The following is a 16900-nucleotide window of genomic DNA, read 5'->3' on the forward strand; positions in this document are numbered from 1 at the left end:
GCGGAGATTCAAGTGCGACAGATCTGTCAAAATCTATTGGCTATTCTGAAAATGATCTTAAAGCTGCTCCGGATGCGAATCTGGGTCTTGGGTGCGGCAACCCGACAGCTTTTGCAGAAATAAAACCCGGTGATGTTGTTCTCGATCTCGGGTCAGGTGCAGGGTTTGATTGTTTCCTTGCAGCAGAGAAAGTCGGAAGTTCAGGAAAGGTCATAGGAGTTGATATGACTCCGGAAATGCTTGAAAAAGCAAAGGCAAACGCCCTTAAGTACGGCTATTCAAATGTTGAGTTCCGTTCTGGAGATATTGAGGTCCTTCCGGTTGAGGATAAGTCTGTGAACATCATTATCAGCAACTGCGTGGTTAATCTTGCGCCGCATAAAGAAAAGGTTTTCAGGGAAGCCTTCAGGGTTTTGAAGCCAGGGGGCAGGATGTATCTTTCGGATATGGTGCTTCTGGCCGAGCTTCCTGAAGACCTGAAAAATGACAAAGACCTGCTGGCAGGCTGCGTTGCAGGTGCGCTGTTAAAAGAGGAATATCTCAGGCTTTTGAAAGAAGCCGGGTTTTCAATTGAGATCCTGAACGAAGATTCGGAGATTGGCGAAAGGCAGTACGGCGGGCTGCCTGTGGAAAGTTTGAAACTGAAAGCATGGATATAATTGAAGACACGGATGTAATTGAAAGTATCAATATAATTGAAAAACGGATATAATTGAAAACATGCTATAAAAAAATATTTTTATTGTAACCTCTTTCTCTTCACTCAACTTTTTTTTTATTTAACTTCTTTATTTTATTTAACTTTTTTATTTTATTTAACTTCTCTATTTCTCTTTATTTATCGTGAAAGGTGCATGCTCTGATGCTGTGCAATAAAGCTTTTTTGTCAGCAACAATCTACAAAGGTCTTGTTTTAACAGGCGTATCCTGTGAAAAATTATATTAGCAATCAGTTATTCTTTTTTAGAGGGAATGCTCTGCCTGTCGTTCAGGGTGTGAACAGGTTGACTCTTTCCCGGGCAAAGCTTATTTAATGACTCTCATTATATATTGCTCTAATCGCGTGTTTTTCAGCGTATCGATATCCTTTTTATTTCTAAATCAATCTATATACCTTCAATTCGATTACTAAGATTGCATCCGTTTTAACCAATATCTAAAGGAGATGACAGGTATAAAATCAATAATTCTTGCAGGCGGCTCAGGAACGCGACTCTGGCCTCTCAGCCGGGAAATGTATCCCAAGCAATTTTTAAAGTTTGGAAGCACGTCTCTTTTCCAGGAAACCGTCCTCCGGTGCCTTGAAATTTCTGATATTTCCGAAATTTTCGTTGTAACGAATGAAGCTCAGAAATTTTTCGTAATCGGACAGATTAAAGAAATAGGGTACTCAATCCCTTCAGAAAATGTCTTAATCGAGCCAGAAGGCAAGAATACCCTCCCTGCGATCTTTTTTGGAATGAAAGAAATTGAAAAAAAATTTGGGCGGTCAGTGGTAGGAATCTTTTCTTCGGATCATGTCCTTGACAGAACTGCAATGCAGACAATTTCTCTGGCTGAAGATCTGACTTCGGATTATCTGGTCACTTTTGGGGTTGTTCCTGTTTTTCCTCATACGGGATACGGTTATATTAAAACCTCAGAAGCCTGTGGGCCGGGTTACCGGGTTTCGGAATTCAGAGAAAAGCCGGATCTGGAAACCGCAGAGAAGTATATTCAGGAAGGCTGCCTCTGGAACAGCGGGATGTTCCTTTTCGAGACAGGGCTTTTCTTTGACGAAGTTAAAAAATACGCACCGTCTGTTTTCGCCTGCTTTGAAAACAAAGAGGACATTAATGAGATTTACGCATGCGTGGACAAAATTTCCATTGACTATGGCATAATGGAAAAATCCGATAGAGTCGCAGTTGTAAAACTGGAGGAAAAATGGAGTGATCTCGGGAATTTTGCGGCAATTTATGACGAGCTTGAAAAGGATCCTGTAGGAAACGTAATCCATGAATGCGATCCTCTGCTGCTCAACTCCGATGGAAATCTCGTATATTCAAGGTGCGGCAAACTTGTTTCACTCATCGATATTAAGGATATGGTTATTGTCGATACCAGCGATGCTCTACTAATCTGCCCTAAGTCCAGCAGCCAGAAGGTAAAGGATATTGTCTCAACACTTAAAGACAGGAAGGATGAAAGGGCATACATAGGGCAGACCGTTTACAGGCCCTGGGGTTCGTATACTTTGCTTGAAGTCTCTGCAGAGCATAAGATTAAAAATATTACAGTACTTCCTGACCATAAATTAAGCCTTCAGCTGCATTACCATAGGAGTGAGCACTGGGTGGTTGTTAAAGGTATGGCCTGTGTGGAAGTGAGTGGACAGCAGTTTTTCCTGAGACCGGGGGAGAGTACCTTTATCAGCGCAGGAGAGAAACACAGATTGTCAAATCCCGGGAAAGTTCCGCTTGAGATTATTGAAGTGCAGCTGGGAGAACTTGTGGATGAAGCGGATATTGTCAGGTTTGACGATGTCTATGGGAGGAACTGATAAGTGTGAAGGTAATATACACAAAAATAAGCGATCTCTTTATACTTGAACCTAAAGTTTTTATAGATGACCGTGGCTATTTTCTTGAAAGCTATAATAAAACAACATTGGATAGCCTCTTAGGAAAAGAATACACTTTTGTTCAGGATAATGAGTCAAAATCATCTTATGGAGTAATTCGTGGTTTACACTATCAACTGGCTCCTTTCAGTCAGGCGAAACTTGTAAGAGTTTTGAAGGGGAAAGTATATGACGTTGCAGTAGATCTAAGGAAGGATTCCCCTACTTTTCTTAACTGGGTCGGGGTTGAACTTTCGGCTGAAAACAAAAGGCAATTTTTAATTCCTAAAGGCTTTGCTCATGGATTCTCTGTAATGAGCGAAACCGCTATCTTCCAATACAAATGCGATGAATATTACCATCCTGAGGCTGAAGCAGGAATTATCTATAATGATTCCTCGCTGAATATTGACTGGAAAATAAAAGCTGAGAATATAAAGATTTCTCCGAAGGATTTGCTACTCCCGAAATTACAAGAAGCTAAAATGAATTTTTAAAACTTATATAAGATTTTTATCTATCAATTGTAATTTATTGTATCATAATTTGTGACATCATTAATTCACACTACCATATTATCTATTAACGTACCAAGGGGTGACCTAAATGAGACTTCTGGTTACAGGGGGCTGCGGATTCATAGGCAGCAACTTTATCCATTGCATGCTGGATAAGTATCCCAACTATCAAATTGTAAACCTTGATAAACTAACTTATGCCGGGAATCCTGCCAATCTCAAGGATATTGAAGATAATCCGAACTACTCTTTTGTGCAGGGGGATATCTGTGATTCGCGAATTGTCACTGAAGTAATGAAAGAAATTGATTGTGTCGTGCACTTTGCAGCCGAAAGCCATGTTGACCGCTCAATTGAGGATGGCTCGGTTTTTGTCAGGACAAATGTGCTCGGGACAAATACCCTTTTGCAAAGTGCGCTTGCACATAGTATCAAAAAATTCATCCATATCTCAACTGATGAAGTATATGGCAGTATTAAGGAAGGTTCTTTTACTGAAAATGACAATCTGAATCCTTCAAGCCCTTATTCTTCAAGCAAAGCGGGTTCCGATCTTCTTGCAATGTCCTACTATACAACCTACGGCCTGCCCGTTTGCATAACCCGATGCACAAACAACTTCGGGCCTTATCAGTACCCTGAAAAATTAATTCCTTTTTTCATCAGCAGATTAATGGAAGGAAAAAAGGTACCTGTCTATGGGACCGGTCTCAATATCCGGGACTGGATCTATGTTGAAGACCACTGTTCTGCAGTAGATTTCGTTCTTCACAATGGGAGCAGCGGAGAAGTCTACAACATAGATGGTGGAAATGAGCTTACAAACCTCGAAATCACTTATCGCATTCTTAAAATGCTTGGCAAAGACGAATCTTCAATTGAATATGTTGAAGACCGCAAGGGCCATGATTTTCGTTATTCGCTCGACGGCAGCAAACTGGAGAAAATGGGCTGGAAGCCTGAGTATGACTTTGACACTGCCCTTGAGCAAACAGTCCGATGGTACGTCATAAACCGATGGTGGTGGGAACCATTAAAACGCTAATTCTTGGTGCCGGCGGGATGCTTGGCTCAGATCTCTGCAAGGTATTTCCTGATGCAGTCAAACTGACTCATAAAGACATTGATATAACAGACCGGGATCAGGTACTCGAATCCATACGAAAAATAAACCCGGATCTGGTGATAAATGCAGCTGCCTATACCGATGTTGACGGCTGTGAGGACAGGCAGGAACTGGCACTCCAGGTTAACGGGTATGGACCCGGATACATTGCCGAAGCGTGCAATGAAATAGATGCGACACTGGTACACTTTAGCACAGACTACGTATTTAACGGGTCAAAAAAAGAATATATTGAGTCTGACACTCCTGATCCAATTAATATATACGGTAGCTCAAAACTTCTTGGTGAACAGAAAATTGCAGAAAACCTGGACGACTACAGGATTATCCGGATTTCCTGGCTTTTTGGTACGCATGGAAAAAACTTTGTAGAAACAATGCTGAGATTATCCGGTGAGATGGACCCTGTCAGAGTTGTTAATGATCAGTTTGGAAAACCCACCTATACCGTGGATCTCTCGAATAAGATCACGGAGATTGCTGAACTTGAAGCCGGTATATACCATGTGACAAATGAGGGTGTGTGTTCCTGGTACGATTTCGCATCTGCCGTTATAAATAATATTGTTCCCTGTACAAGTGAGGAATTTCCAAGGAAAGCCAGGCGTCCAAAGTATTCGGTTCTTGTAAACACTAAAACCGAGCCTATGAGACACTGGAAAGAAGCGCTTAAAGATTATCTGAAGGAGAGAAATGCATGAAAGGCGTAATACTCGCAGGCGGTACCGGCAGCAGGCTCTACCCCCTTACTAAAGTTACAAACAAGCACCTTTTACCTGTCTATGATAAGCCAATGATCTTTTATCCTATCCAGACTCTCATTAACGCAGGTATCAAAGAGATAATGATCGTATCCGGCCGAGGCCATGCCGGGCATTTTCTTGAGTTGCTGGGATCGGGTGCAGATCTCGGGGTCAGGTTTACGTATGAAATTCAGGAAGAAGCCGGAGGGATCGCACAGGCTTTAGGCCTTGCAAAGAGTTTTGCTGATGAAGAAGATGTGGTTGTAGTTCTTGGAGATAATATTTTCCAGGATAATATTAAAGAGGATGTCTCAAACTTTACAGGCGGTGCCAAGATTTTCTTAAAGGAAGTCCCGGATGCCCACAGGTTTGGGGTAGCTGAACTCAGGGGTGACAGGGTAATAGGAATCCAGGAAAAACCTCGTGAGCCGAAAAGCAATTTTGCAGTTACCGGTCTTTATATATACAGCAATAATGTATTCAAAATCGTTAAAACCCTCACGCCTTCTGCGCGAGGGGAACTTGAGATAACTGATGTCAATAACTATTTTGTTAATAATGGCACTATGGAATACCGTATTCTGGATGGTTTCTGGAGTGATGCAGGTACGTTTGAGAGTTTGTTGAGAGCTGGGATACTGATCCAGGAGCATAGTAAAAACAAAAACATGGAGTAAATCCATTGACTACCGTTCGAAACATCGCTAGGAACAGTTTATTTTTATTTTCCGGTCAAATAATAAGTCTAGTTCTTGGCGCTTTCTACTTTTTTTATATGGCCCGTTATCTTGGGGAAGTAAATTTAGGAATATTGAGTCTTGCACTCTCTATTACTGTGATTATTGGGCTTATTGGAGATCTTGGACTTAGTTCATTAATGACAAGGGAAGTTTCACGTAATCAATCCACGGCACCTAAGTATCTTGGGAATTTTCTTTTAATGAAAACCTTATTAGCAATAATTACCTTTGGAATTACTGTCATTGTAGTAAGTCTTCTAGGCTATTCTGAACAGAAAGCAAATGTAGTTTACATTATTACACTCTCCAATATTGCATTAAACTTCACACAAGTTTTTAACTCTGCCTTTCAAGCATTTGAGAGATTTGAATTTCAATCTCTCGGTACAATCCTAAACAGTATACTCATGACCGTTGGCGTTCTTTTTGCAGTAGAACAGAAGTTTGATTTAATCTCTTTTGCGTCCATTTACCTAATTGTAAACGCAATCATCTTCGTATCTAGCTTTTTTGTTTGTATGAGGAAATTTGCAGTTCCGGACTTAAAAATAGATTGGACTTTCTGGAAGCAGACAATTTCAGAGTCAATTCCATTCTGGTTAAATAGTGTTTTTGTTATTATTTATTTTAAAACGGATATGGTAATGCTTTCGATGATAAAAGGAGATGCTATGGTTGGATGGTACGCAGCATCTTACAGGTTGATAGATGCTCTCAGCATTATACCTGTGGTCCTTATGAGCAGTATGTATCCTGTATTCTCCAGATTCTATGTCAGTTCCAGAGATTCTCTGCAATTTGCTTTATCAAAATCATTTAAACTTCTCGCAATAATTGCAATCCCAATCGGCATAGGAACTACAATCCTGGCAGAAAGAATTATTGTGTTCCTATATGGTGCACAATTTCTTCCTTCAGTTTCTGCTTTGCAGATTTTGATCTGGGCAAGTGTACTGAGCTTTGTCAATTATCCGCCTTCAACTTATTTTACTTCAACAAACAGACAAACAACTCTTATGGTATTTACTTTTATAGGGGCAATTCTTAATATAATTTTAAATCTTATCCTGATTCCTCGGTTCAGTTATAACGGAGCAGCTGTTGCAACTGTTTCCTCTGAGCTGGTTGTGGGATTGCTGATGATCTATAGTATTCATAAGATACAGAATTCATCCACATTATTCTCTGATTTTATTCTTAAATCTTTGATAGCAGGGGCCTTCATGGCAGTATTTATACTGATTTTCCAGAATTATATATTGATATTGCTAATTTTACTTGCAGCAATTGTGTATTTCATCGTCCTGTACATTCTGAAAGGTTTTGAAAAAGAGGATATCGATTTATTTTATCAGGTATTCGGAAGGTAAACATGGACTGTCCTAATGTTAGCATTATTATTCTTAACTGGAACGGTAAGGAAAACACTGTAAATTGCCTTGAAGCCCTCAAACTAACGACCTACTCCAATTATGAGATTATAGTAGTCGATAATGGATCTACAGACGGATCCGTAAAATATTTTAAAGATCACTATCCAGAGATCAAACTTATTGAAAATGGGTCGAATTTAGGGTTCGCTGAAGGGAATAATGTAGCTATAAGAGAAGTCTTAAAAAGAGGTGAAATTAAGTACATTGCTTTGCTGAATAATGATACAATAGTGGAACCTGATTGGCTGGAATACTTGGTAAACGCTTTAGAGTCCGACGAAAGTGTAGGTTCCTGCCAGCCAAAGATATTATTATTAAATAATCCTGATACTATTGATGCTATTGGAATTTCGGTTAACAGATGCGGAGCAGCATACCAGGAAGGCCGTAATGAAAAAGATCTCGGCCAGTACAGTAAAATTACCGAAGTATTTGGGGTATGTGCCGGTGCTGCTCTCTATAGAACAAAAATGTTAAATCATACAGGTCTTTTCGATAAAGACTTTTTTGCCTACTATGAAGACGTTGACCTCGCTACACGGGCAAGACTATTTGGATGGAAGAGTGTCTGTGTTCCTCGTGCCGTGATATATCACATACATTCCGCAACCCTCGGAAACGATTCTCCGTTCAAGAAATACCTTCTTGAGCGAAATTCCTACTATTATGTTATTAAGAACCTGCCACCTAAAGTTATTATGTTATTTTTAATTTCAAAGGCTCATTCTGGATTTTTCACATTATTATATTTAGCCAGAACTAGAAACTTCAAAATGATTAAATCTTTAGTTAAAGGAAATTTGGATGCTATCGGAAATTTACCTTTGATGATTTCTAAAAGGACAGATATTCAGGCTAAAAAGTTAATGTCAAAAGAAAATTTTAAAATGTGGCTTAAATGATGCTCTCAATTATTTACACATATAAACTGCTATCTTAATAAGCAACGGATATAGCGGTTACATTTTCAGAAATAATATTTTCAAGTTTAAACTGTGAGTCTTTGCAGAGCTTATTTTTTAAGAACCAGGGGTTTTAGTGTAAAAGCCAATTTAATAAATAAGATTAAGCTTACATAAGCTTTCTTCCAGGCTTAAGTTTGGATTATAATAAGGATCCCCATTCTCTAAGTATCTGTAAGATCTCAAAATTTCCTGAAGCTCCTTACGAGAATTCTCTTCCTTTCTTGAATATCTTTTATAGCTATATACATAAGTTGTTCCTGTCAAGAGATTTCTGTATCCGTTTTTTTGAACCCTCAAACATAAGTCAATGTCTTCGTTATTTCTCAAACTTTTATTAAAGCCGCCTGTCTGGAAAAACTTATCTTTATTTATCATTAAGCATTCTCTACTGATTCCAAGGTAGTTTCTAGACCAGGTACCCAGACCAAAATTAGTCCAAGCGTTTTCAGGTATTCCTGAAAAAACATCACATTTCTCGCCGTTTGTTCCAAATACAATTCCTGCACTCTTGATTGTGTCATCCAGGCTAAGAATTCTGGGACCAACGCAGCCAATTTCTTCTCTCTGTGCATTCATTAATAAGTAACTTAACAAGTTGTTGGTAGCTACTCTAATTTTGCCACTTAAGAACAGAAGATAATCTCCACTGGCTTTTTCTGCAGCAAAGTTACTGATAGCAGATGCATTCAAAGATGACTCATGTGTTATGATCCTTACATTAGGGCTATTTTTTATTGAATCAGGAATTGAGATTGGTGATTCTTCGCTTCTGTTAGCTACTAGCAGTAATATCTCATATCTGGTTTTTCCCTCATTCTGAATAATGCTGCTGATACATTCTTTTATATATCGGATATTATCGTTAAAATGAATTATTATTGAAACGAGAGGATCTCCTTTAATTGTATAATCTACCAGATAATTTGTTCGATACAGATTATCAAATATCGCTCCTTCTATCTTTTGTCGTTTTAAATGGTCCTGTAACGCTTTGACTCCATTAATACGTGCGTAATCTTTAGAATTAGTACTTAGTGCCGTTGAGCCTGGTATCATTCGCCAATGATAAAGTATTTTTGGAATATGTTCTACCTTATTTGTTTTTTCTGCAACTCTTAGAAACAGATCATGGTCCTGGCTTCCCTCAAAACCTAATCTGAATTTTCCTACTTCTTCTACTATTTTTCTTCTAATCACTGCAAAATGGCAAATATAATTTGTTGAAATTAATAAATCTGGTGACCAACCCGGCTTAAAAAAAGGTCTACAGCGCTTTCCTTCAAGATCAATTTTGTCTTCGTCGCTATATACGAAATCAGTTTTGGGCTTTTTATTCAATAATTTTATAATTTCATAGAGTGAGTCAGCACTTAATTCATCGTCGTTGTCAAGCAATCCTATAAATTCTCCCGTAGCTAGCGATAAAGCTTCATTTGAAGCTCCTGAAATGCCAAGATTCTTATCCAAGTACTTTATTTTTATTCGAGAGTCAATCCCCGAGTATTTTGATAGAGTTGGTTTAATATGGTTTTTTGTAGATGCATCATCGGCTATGCATAGTTCCCAGTTAGTGTAGAGTTGATTTCTCACAGAATCAATAGCTTTTTCAAGCCAAAGTTTGTCTACATTATATACCGGCATTATAATACTTATTTTAGGTTTATATTCAAAATTTTGCCCTTCGTCTATACATTGTTGTTTCTTTATGGCAGTGAGGTTATTTCTCAATATCCATAAATCGTATTCACATTGTATTCCTAAATTTGAAAAGGCTTGAAATCCAATATTCCCATTTAAGGTTGCATCGTTATAAAGTAATGTTAATTCCCTCGCTTCTTCGGTATCATTATACCATACTGAAGCTGAGGTTTTCTCGACAGAGCTCAGTTTAAAATAAAATAATTTGTCTTTGCTTTCTTTTATTGGTTTAAATTTAAACGATGTGTATCCGTTGTTTTTGATTTTAGAATCCTTTACTGTTACTGCTCTGACTACCGTTTCTTTCTCATCAATTATTTGAAGTTTAATTTTAGAATTCTTTCTTTGAAATACAATTGCAAAGATGTTTATCTTGTTCAAGTGATTTGCCGGAAAAACGAAACTTCCCTGCAGTGTTTTATCAAGAGATAGAGCATTGTTTGGTTGGGTTATTTTTGTTTCAAAAACTGGAACTTTCGATGATTTAATATACCTTTCACAAGTTCGATTTCTTACCTGGTGAACAAATATTTCCAAACCTTCATGTTTAAGTGTCTCAGCACTGCATCTCGCAAAGTTATATATTTCTCTTCTTCTCGTATTTTGAGGTAATAATTTGCTCTTCAAACTTGTAAATTTAGTTGATGTGTGCAGTGAAATAGCTAAGTGAATCTCTTTAATTCTTTTGTTTTTTATTTTCCTTAAATTATCACACTTCAAACTTCTAATTCTTTTTTTGTTTTCCATTCAATCACTGCTCAAGTAGTCGCATCTAAGTCAAATTTTAAAAACGATATTGTTCTCCTTGAAAACGCTAATTGTCCTGCAGTCTGCTTGACGATAATGCAGGCAATCTGCTTTTGTTTTAGTATTAACTTAAAAAATAAATTTTTCCTATGACCTAAAAATGTAATTTTTTGTTTATTCGATGCATTTAACGCTTTAACAATATACAATTTATTCTTTAAACATGCCCTAGTAAAAAAATATCCAAAACCCCCATTTTTTTTGGAAATTTTCATTGATCAAAAGTGACCAATAAATTGATAAGCATTCATGGAGGTTTTTATTATCTTCAAGTTATATGAAAGTATCAGTCCATTTGTCAGTGGTTAATATGTTTTCTTGCCTCAAAGCTATAAATTTTATGATCGAAGTTAGCATCAAATTTTGTTTTCTCTGCCTTGATGCATTATATAAGTGCAATAATTATTAAAGTTCTTAAGATATTTGGTGAAATGGATTTAATTTTTATGATTCTTATTTAACCAGAAAAATGAATAACAACTTAATGGAGACTCAAGACTTTTGAAAATCTCTATCGCTCTCTGTACATACAACGGTGCTCGGTTTTTACAGGAACAGCTTGAAAGTATAGCCCTTCAGACCCGAGCCCCAGATGAAATGATTATTTGTGATGATCAATCAAAGGATAATACATTAGAACTTTTAAGAAACTTCGCATCGAAAGCTTCTTTTCCTGTACATGTAATTCTCAACGAAAAGAATCTGGGTTCTACCAGGAATTTTGAGAAAGCTATTAAGTTGTGCACAGGAGATATTATTTTCCTCTCGGATCAGGATGATGTCTGGCATCCCGATAAACTGGATAAAATTGAAAAATTATTCTCGATTTCCCCTTCGACAGCACTTATTTTTACAGATGCGGAGGTAGTAGATGAAAATTTAAGGTCTCTGGGATATAGTCTGTGGCAATCTATCGGATTTAGTAAAAAAGAGCAAAGTCACTTTACTGATGGCAAATTTCTCGAAGTATTGCTTAAACGTAATGTTGTAACCGGTTCAACAATGGCATTTCGTTCGGAATTTAAGAAATTATTTTTTCCAATTCCTGATATTTGGGTTCATGATGGGTGGATTGCACTGCTAATTGCTTTTGCATCAGATTTAAATATAATTTCAGAACCTCTTATTAAGTACCGTCAGCATCGTATGCAACAGGTAGGAGCGGGAGATGAACCTTTCAATTTACATGAAAAAATGAATAGAAAAATAGAGCAATTTAAAAATTTAAAATCAAGCCTTTATAATTTTCAGCCCGAGTGCGCGAGATACAAATTGGCTTATGAACATTTAGTTAATTCTCAGTTCCCTTCTCTGAAAATAAACAAAATTCCACATCTTAAGGCTCGATTCTCCCATTTTTGTGTACGTACCAATCTACCTGTTAGTAGAAGAAAGAGAGTTCCGCTTGTTCTAAAAGAACTATTGAAAATGAACTATCATCGTTATTCTAATGGGATTTTCAGTTTTAGCGGAGATTTGCTTCGTGATAATACCAGAATCAGGTAATAAACAAAGATTAAGGAATAGAAATGACTTCTAGAGTTGCCTTTATAATTCTTAACTGGAACGGTTGGGAAGACACTATAGAATGTTTGGAGTCTGTTTATCAAATAGCATATCCCCTTTACGATATTGTCTTACTTGACAATGGCTCAAAAGATGATTCTATACAAAAAATAAAAAACTATGCCGAAGGGAAAGTCGAAGTTAAATCTACGTTTTTTTCTTATTCACCTAAAAATAAACCTATTTATGTGAAGGAATATTCGAAAAATGAACTGGAATCTTCAGTTTCCATAAAAGAAGCTAATAATAACCCGGTTTCAAGAAACAATTTGATTCTTATAAAAAACGATGATAATTATGGCTTTGCTGAAGGAAACAATATTGGTATTAGATTTGCATTAAACAACCTTAATCCGGATTATATTCTTTTACTTAACAACGATACGGTTGTTGATCCTTATTTCTTAAATGAATTGGTAAATGTAGCAGAGAATGATTCGCATATAGGAGTATTGGGGCCAACTGTACACGAATACAAAAGCCCTCAAGAAATTCAATCTGCTGGTGCAAAAATTTACTGGAATAAGGGTGAAGTAATTAACCTGACGTCGCATGAAAGCAAATACTCAGACGAACCCGAAGATGTCGACTGTGTAATAGGTTGTGCATTACTTGCAAAAAGTGAATTATTCTATAAAATCGGTTTTTTGAATAAAGATTATTTTGCATACCTTGAAGAGACTGAGTTGTGTGTACGTGCTCGTAAAGCATCATATAGAATAGTGTATGTGCCAAAAGGAAAAATCTGGCACAAGGGTGGAGCTACAAGTAATAAAATAACCGGTTTTACTCTCTATCACCATACAAGAAATAAATTCTGGTTTATGAAGAAACACTCTTCAAAAAAGCAATATTCTTTGTTTTTAATTTATTTTTTTGGATTTCGGATGTGGCTTATTATTGGTGGGATTTTATATCGGCAAAAAAAAAGCGATATGAAGCCATCTTTTATTTCTTTCTTTAAGGGAATTAAAGATGGAGCTATGATCTGATGTCACATTTCCCTGTAAATATTTCCGAAATTACAACTCTTTGTAAACCTTTAATGTCTTTTTTGCCGAATTATCCCAGCTAAAAATTTTTGACCTTTTCAGGCCTTTTCTGGTCATTTCTTCTTTAAACTCTTCATTTGTTAATACTTCATACATTTCTTCTACAAATTTCTCAACATTATAAGGATCTGCCTGAATTGCAGCGTCTCCCACAACTTCCGGCAGTGAGGAGGTGTTTGATGTTATTACTGGGGTTCCACAAGCCATAGCTTCTAGGGGGGGCATCCCGAATCCTTCATATAAAGACGGAAATACGAATAAATCTACAGCGTTATACAGTTCTGCTAGCTCTCTTTCTGAAAGATACCCTACAAAGATAACATCTTTCTGTAAGTTCAGGGTCTCGATCTGTTTCAGGAGCTTTTCTCTTACTCCGATATAGTTTGGCGTTCCTACCTTTAACAGTTTTACCTGTGGAATCCTATTTTTTAATTTGCTGAATGAATTTACTAAAAATTGAACATTCTTTCTCGGTTCTTCAGCTCCAACATATAAAATTACTTTTTCGCTGTCACCAATACCATATTTTGATAAGCACTTCTTACTTCTATTTGGATAGTACAGATTATGGTCTACTGCAGGAGGTATAATTTCTATCTGTTCTTCAGGGTATTTTATGTACTTACTGATATCCTTTTTAGAAAATTCGGATACCGTAATTATTTTTTCTGCTTTTCTCAAGCCTTTTGCATTAAGTTTCCAGATTGGGTTTCGAGTATTGTAATATGCTACAGGTATAATGTCGTGGCAGGTAACAATGGTTTTTTTTAAATCCATTAATTCCAGGAGAAAGGCCAGATCCTGACGGGTCACATGCTTAACATTATTCTCAATTACTTTCTTTTTCACAATGAATGGATATGCGAAATATTCGACAACTCTATTAACCCCGGTTACTTTTGATACATCAGGATATTCTATCCGATTTAATTTGACATTGTCTAACCTGCTATGAATTTCACTTTGATATTTTGACATCCCGAATATTTCGTCTGTTTTCAGGCCATTTATATAATCAATTTCCATATTCCAGTTCCCCAGAAACCCAGAATAATTTATAGCATCTCTTACTTTAAAAGAGCAATTTATTATTTTACCCTGAATAATTTATTCTTTATCCTGAAAGTTTACTCTTTATCCTGAATATACTGTTTCTCAATTCTGGCTGAAACTTCGTTCCAATCCATTATGTTTTTATCTATCCCGGAATTTATACCACCGGAATTTTCTTTTCTTTCCTTTTTCTTAATTTCTTTCATTGCTCTGGCAATTTTTTCTTTTGAAACCGGATTCTCAATCCCGATACAGTTCTTTCCGTCCACAAACTCTTCAAGTGCGCTTCCTTTCGCAACTATACACGGAGTACCCGCAGCAAGCGCCTCAGCAACTGTTATCCCATAGGCTTCATGAGAAGAAAGCATCAAAAATATATCCGCATCTGCATAGCATTCAAGCAGTTCTTTTCTTGAAAGCTGTTTTAACCATTCAACCCTTCCCTCTACCCCAAGCTTCTTTGCCATATTGCGAAGCTCGGCTTCGTATGGCCCTTTCCCGACAATCCTCAAGTTGAAATCCTGAAGTTCAGGCAAGCTCTGGATAATATACTGCACCCCCTTATATTCTTCCAGGCGACCCACATAGAGAAGAAGTTTTTCTGTCCCTGTTTTCATTTTTGAACCTTTTCTCGGCGGCTTCAAATTTTGGAACTCTTTGAGGTTTATTCCGTTAGGGATTTTTACGGTTTTCGCGGCAACCTTAAAATCCGATTCCACAAGTTTCTTTTCATATTCCGATACACATATTACGGAATCTGCCCTCGAGAAGATCATCCTCCCGAAAAGCCTGTAAGGCTTGTGCAGCAAATTTCTGAATGCGGTATGGCCGCGCCGATGATAATGGGGAGTAAATACAAATTTTCCGCCGTGCCTGCTCAGGGATGCGAAGAATGCAGGAAAAGCATGGTAGCTGTGTGCATGAATTACATCGTAATCGTGTTTTTTGAGATAAGTGTAGATCTGAGGAGCGAAATAATACGCATTCCCAGGAGCAAAAGATCTGAACCTGACAACCTTTACCCCATTTATCGTCTCTCTCTTACCCAATTTTCCCGTGGGATCCGTTGTTATAACCTCAACCTCATGTCCTGCCTTAACCAGCCTTTCACTAATTTCTTTGACATGAGTTTCCACTCCCCCGATATCAGGAGAGTAACGGGGACAGATCTGGGCTATTTTCAAAGCTCAACCTCTTTACACTGGAACCTATACGGAGTAATGCATTAGCTTAATATAAAGATAATGTGATAGTTTAGGCAAATGACATCTAATAAAAGCATTTGCATAGTCGGACCTTCGAAACGTTTTTTGAGCGGCATCAGTTATTATACTATCCGTCTGGCAAATGCCATGTCTGCGGAAAAAGACGTCTCAGTAGTCTGCTTTCGGCAATTGCTTCCAACTTTTCTTTTTCCCGGGAAGTCCCATGTGGGGAAGAACATTTCAGACCTGAATTTTTCTCCCGGAATCCCTGTCTTTGACGGCATGGACTATAACAATCCACTGACCTGGATTCAGGCATATCATTTTCTTAAAATGCAAAAGCCGGATATTATAGTTTTGCAGTGGTGGACTTCTTCGGTTGCGCATATGCAGCTTCTGCTGAAGATGTTTGCAGGTTTGCTGCATAAACCGAAACTAATTATAGAGTTTCACGAAGTTGTGGACCCTTTTGAAGAATCAATACTTCCTATCCGCTTATACTCGAAAATAACAGGAAAACTGCTTCGCAAAAACCTTGATGCATATATTACTCATTCTGAATCCGATAAAGAGCTTGTTGCAAAAAGATACTCTATTTCCCCTGAAAAAATCCATGTGATCCCACATGGGCTTTATGACCAGTACGGGGAACTGCTCGACATAAAAGAAGCCAGAAGAAAGCTCTCAATAAAGGATGACTTCGTTATACTTTCTTTCGGCTTGATTCGAAAGTATAAGGGTACTCCCTATCTTATCAGGGCTTTTGAGCAGCTCCCTTCCGAAATTCTTGAGAAAAGCCGGTTGTTGATTGTCGGGGAAATCTGGGAAGACCGTAAGGAATTGCTTGACCAGATTAAGGCCTCTCCCTTTTATGATCGTATCACGCTGGTAGACGAATATGTTCCTGATGACAAAGTAAATGTATATTTCAGCGCTTCAGATGTGGTAGTTCTGCCCTACCTGAGGGCTTCCCAGAGCGGAATTGCTCATATCGCCATGTCTTTTGGAAAGCCTGTTGTTGTTTCTGAGGTAGGCGGCTTGAAAGAATCGATGGCTAAATATGAAGGAACTTTTTTTGTCCCTCCGGGGAATGTCGATTCTATCAGGAAAGCTATTCTAAGCCGATTTGGAGAAAGAAAGCATTACGAAGCTCCGGATCAGAAATGGGATAGAATTATAAACTGTTACATTGAATTAATACAATCAATTTAATTTTCTTTTTCGTAATTATACATTAATTCATGATGTTTACTTTTAAAGGGGTTACTATGAATTCTCAGGATCATCCTGTATCATCATTCAAAGATAAAATAAAATCCAGCTGGCCTTATACTCTGGCGGTTGCGATAATTGGTTTTGTATCTCTGTGGGTGAGAACACTTCCTTCAGATA

The 16900-nt window shown here is 37.6% G+C and carries 15 protein-coding genes; 11 read left to right on the plus strand and 4 right to left on the minus strand.

What is annotated here, in order from left to right; translation table 11 throughout:
- The 8 genes from arsM to ACPK8D_RS13880 form a co-directional block, all read left to right on the plus strand.
- On the plus strand, positions 1–659 hold a 659-nt coding region (arsM, locus tag ACPK8D_RS13845; RefSeq protein WP_424718444.1), incomplete at its 5' end, for an arsenite methyltransferase.
- 506 nt (positions 660–1165) lie between these two features.
- Positions 1166–2542 carry a mannose-1-phosphate guanylyltransferase/mannose-6-phosphate isomerase gene (locus ACPK8D_RS13850; protein WP_424718445.1) on the plus strand — a complete coding sequence of 459 codons (1377 nt, stop codon included), beginning with the start codon at positions 1166–1168 and terminating at the stop codon, positions 2540–2542.
- A gap of 5 nt (positions 2543–2547) precedes the next feature.
- The gene (gene rfbC / locus ACPK8D_RS13855; RefSeq protein WP_424718446.1) at positions 2548–3099 is read left to right on the plus strand and encodes a dTDP-4-dehydrorhamnose 3,5-epimerase; all 552 of its coding nucleotides are present in this window, start codon (positions 2548–2550) and stop codon (positions 3097–3099) included.
- Between the two features lie 109 nt (positions 3100–3208).
- Complete coding sequence (rfbB, locus tag ACPK8D_RS13860) at positions 3209–4165, plus strand: dTDP-glucose 4,6-dehydratase (RefSeq protein ID WP_424718447.1); 957 nt, start codon at positions 3209–3211, stop codon at positions 4163–4165.
- The gene (rfbD, locus tag ACPK8D_RS13865) at positions 4138–4947 is read left to right on the plus strand and encodes a dTDP-4-dehydrorhamnose reductase (RefSeq protein ID WP_424718448.1); all 810 of its coding nucleotides are present in this window, start codon (positions 4138–4140) and stop codon (positions 4945–4947) included. Before rfbB ends, rfbD begins: the two co-directional genes overlap by 28 nt.
- Positions 4944–5666 (plus strand): sugar phosphate nucleotidyltransferase, encoded by a 723-nt coding sequence (locus tag ACPK8D_RS13870; protein ID WP_424718449.1) that lies wholly within the window; start codon positions 4944–4946, stop codon positions 5664–5666. The genes rfbD and ACPK8D_RS13870 overlap by 4 nt, the downstream gene beginning before the upstream one ends.
- A 5-nt stretch (positions 5667–5671) precedes the next feature.
- Positions 5672–7099 carry a flippase gene (locus tag ACPK8D_RS13875; protein WP_424718450.1) on the plus strand — a complete coding sequence of 476 codons (1428 nt, stop codon included), beginning with the start codon at positions 5672–5674 and terminating at the stop codon, positions 7097–7099.
- Between the two features lie 2 nt (positions 7100–7101).
- Positions 7102–8064, plus strand: coding sequence for a glycosyltransferase family 2 protein (locus tag ACPK8D_RS13880; protein ID WP_424718451.1), 963 nt, complete (start codon positions 7102–7104; stop codon positions 8062–8064).
- A gap of 150 nt (positions 8065–8214) precedes the next feature.
- Here ACPK8D_RS13880 and ACPK8D_RS13885 read toward each other — a convergent pair whose 3' ends face one another.
- Both ACPK8D_RS13885 and ACPK8D_RS13890 read right to left on the minus strand, forming a co-directional pair.
- Positions 8215–10572 (minus strand): glycosyltransferase family 2 protein, encoded by a 2358-nt coding sequence (locus ACPK8D_RS13885; RefSeq protein WP_424718452.1) that lies wholly within the window; start codon positions 10570–10572, stop codon positions 8215–8217.
- A gap of 11 nt (positions 10573–10583) precedes the next feature.
- A complete protein-coding gene (locus ACPK8D_RS13890) occupies positions 10584–10847 on the minus strand; it encodes a hypothetical protein (RefSeq protein WP_424718453.1) in 264 nt (87 codons plus the stop codon).
- A gap of 286 nt (positions 10848–11133) precedes the next feature.
- On the opposite strand from ACPK8D_RS13890, the gene ACPK8D_RS13895 reads away from it, so the two are divergent.
- Together ACPK8D_RS13895 and ACPK8D_RS13900 are read left to right on the plus strand one after the other, a co-directional pair.
- Positions 11134–12138 carry a glycosyltransferase family 2 protein gene (locus ACPK8D_RS13895; RefSeq protein ID WP_424718454.1) on the plus strand — a complete coding sequence of 335 codons (1005 nt, stop codon included), beginning with the start codon at positions 11134–11136 and terminating at the stop codon, positions 12136–12138.
- Positions 12139–12161: 23 nt separating this feature from the next.
- Positions 12162–13190, plus strand: a complete 1029-nt coding sequence (locus ACPK8D_RS13900) for a glycosyltransferase family 2 protein (protein ID WP_424718455.1) — start codon at positions 12162–12164, stop codon at positions 13188–13190.
- 30 nt (positions 13191–13220) lie between these two features.
- Here ACPK8D_RS13900 and ACPK8D_RS13905 read toward each other — a convergent pair whose 3' ends face one another.
- Positions 13221–14276, minus strand: a complete 1056-nt coding sequence (locus ACPK8D_RS13905; RefSeq protein WP_424718456.1) for a glycosyltransferase family 4 protein — start codon at positions 14274–14276, stop codon at positions 13221–13223.
- A 101-nt stretch (positions 14277–14377) separates the two neighbouring features.
- Positions 14378–15487, minus strand: coding sequence for a glycosyltransferase family 4 protein (locus ACPK8D_RS13910; protein WP_424718457.1), 1110 nt, complete (start codon positions 15485–15487; stop codon positions 14378–14380).
- Positions 15488–15613: 126 nt separating this feature from the next.
- On the opposite strand from ACPK8D_RS13910, the gene ACPK8D_RS13915 reads away from it, so the two are divergent.
- Entirely contained in the window at positions 15614–16720 is a 1107-nt protein-coding gene (locus tag ACPK8D_RS13915; RefSeq protein ID WP_424718458.1) for a glycosyltransferase family 4 protein, read from the plus strand.
- Positions 16721–16900: the final 180 nt, after the last annotated feature.

The organism is Methanosarcina sp. (genome assembly GCF_049706645.1).
Taxonomy (GTDB): domain Archaea; phylum Halobacteriota; class Methanosarcinia; order Methanosarcinales; family Methanosarcinaceae; genus Methanosarcina.

What these genes read in the sequence shown, in the direction of transcription:
- ACPK8D_RS13850 (WP_424718445.1), top strand. Translation starts at nt 1,166, where the DNA reads ATGACAGGTATAAAATCAATAATTCTTGCAGGCGGCTCAGGAACGCGA.
- rfbB (WP_424718447.1), top strand. Translation starts at nt 3,209, where the DNA reads ATGAGACTTCTGGTTACAGGGGGCTGCGGATTCATAGGCAGCAACTTT.
- rfbD (WP_424718448.1), top strand. Translation starts at nt 4,138, where the DNA reads ATGGTGGTGGGAACCATTAAAACGCTAATTCTTGGTGCCGGCGGGATG.
- ACPK8D_RS13870 (WP_424718449.1), top strand. Translation starts at nt 4,944, where the DNA reads ATGAAAGGCGTAATACTCGCAGGCGGTACCGGCAGCAGGCTCTACCCC.
- ACPK8D_RS13880 (WP_424718451.1), top strand. Translation starts at nt 7,102, where the DNA reads ATGGACTGTCCTAATGTTAGCATTATTATTCTTAACTGGAACGGTAAG.
- ACPK8D_RS13885 (WP_424718452.1), bottom strand. Translation starts at nt 10,572, where the DNA reads ATGGAAAACAAAAAAAGAATTAGAAGTTTGAAGTGTGATAATTTAAGG.
- ACPK8D_RS13890 (WP_424718453.1), bottom strand. Translation starts at nt 10,847, where the DNA reads ATGAAAATTTCCAAAAAAAATGGGGGTTTTGGATATTTTTTTACTAGG.
- ACPK8D_RS13900 (WP_424718455.1), top strand. Translation starts at nt 12,162, where the DNA reads ATGACTTCTAGAGTTGCCTTTATAATTCTTAACTGGAACGGTTGGGAA.
- ACPK8D_RS13905 (WP_424718456.1), bottom strand. Translation starts at nt 14,276, where the DNA reads ATGGAAATTGATTATATAAATGGCCTGAAAACAGACGAAATATTCGGG.